The sequence below is a fragment of the Gelidibacter mesophilus DSM 14095 genome (assembly GCF_000423005.1).
GTDB classification, from domain to species: Bacteria; Bacteroidota; Bacteroidia; order Flavobacteriales; family Flavobacteriaceae; genus Gelidibacter; species Gelidibacter mesophilus.
Genome location: NZ_AUHD01000054.1, coordinates 1 through 1,072, shown reverse-complemented (window position 1 = coordinate 1,072; position 1,072 = coordinate 1). Strand labels below are relative to the sequence as shown.

Sequence of the window (1,072 nt, the reverse complement as noted above, 5' to 3'; positions counted from 1 at the left end):
GTCGGATTATTTTTCTTGTTTTGTCCTTTGCAAGACATTGTAATCAAAGCTAAAATTATGAGGTATTTCTGCATTTTTTTCAAATTGTGGGCAACGTGTTTGTGTATGATTTCGTTGCGTGGTTTAAGCACTAAAGTTGGCAAATAAATCACAGATAGAAAGTCCGCGAGGACTTTCGTAAGTAGGCTATAACTAGCAATGAATTATACACGTTGTTGGCAACTGGCTTTAGTATTCATTTCCTTTATTATCAACAAACCCTTTATCTCCAAATTCTGTTTCAAATTCGGCAAGATTAAATTTGAATTCGTTTAAGTTTTTAAATTTTATTTCTGTTATCCCATAATAGCCGAAAAGATTTTGTCTCTTTACTTTAATTGCAAATGGATTTTTTAAGTCTATTGAATCATAATATTCTATTGATTCATTTTGTTTTATACCAAAGCTATTACCTAAATCCAAAATTACATAAGTCGGAAAATCAAAGTTTTCATCATAATTAATTTCCTTTTTTGAGTTAGCAAAGTAAATGTCTTTAATGTTTGTTTTTGGTATTGAATCAATTATTGTCTTTTTTACACCTTCACTATAGACTGTTTTATCTTCTGTAAATTCTATTAAATAATTTTCATCACTTTCAATAATTTTCATTTCAAAATATGCGACAGTTCCGCAAACTTCTATTATTTCATTTTCTGGGTATTCTATTTGTTTTAAATTTTTATTGTAATAAGCAAGATTATTATTTTTGTCTAATATTTGTAATGAATTACTATAACCTGCATAATTTACATACTTTAAGTCCTTTTTAACTATGTTATTATTCGGGTCTTTAATTTTAAAAGTATTTCGTACTGTATCTTTTAAAACAGTATACTTATTAAATGTCAGAACAAGTTCGTCATTTTGTCCAAACGATAAAATACTCATTCCAAAGAATATTAATGTAACTAATGTTTTAGTCATTTTTTTCAGCTTGTTGCCAACGTGTTTGTGTATGATTAGTGGCGTGTTTCAAGCACCTAATTTAGTAAATAAAAACGGAATAGAAAATCCGCGAGGATTTTCGTAA

General features: G+C 27.8%; 1 protein-coding gene. It reads right to left on the bottom strand.

All coding sequences use genetic code 11. The annotated features are described in order from the left end of the window. Window positions 1-228: 228 nt before the first annotated feature. A complete protein-coding gene (locus tag G525_RS0117865) occupies window positions 229-966 on the bottom strand; it encodes a hypothetical protein (RefSeq protein WP_157491980.1) in 738 nt (245 codons plus the stop codon). Window positions 967-1,072: the final 106 nt, after the last annotated feature.

What these genes read in the sequence shown, in the direction of transcription:
- G525_RS0117865 (WP_157491980.1), bottom strand. Translation starts at nt 966, where the DNA reads ATGACTAAAACATTAGTTACATTAATATTCTTTGGAATGAGTATTTTA.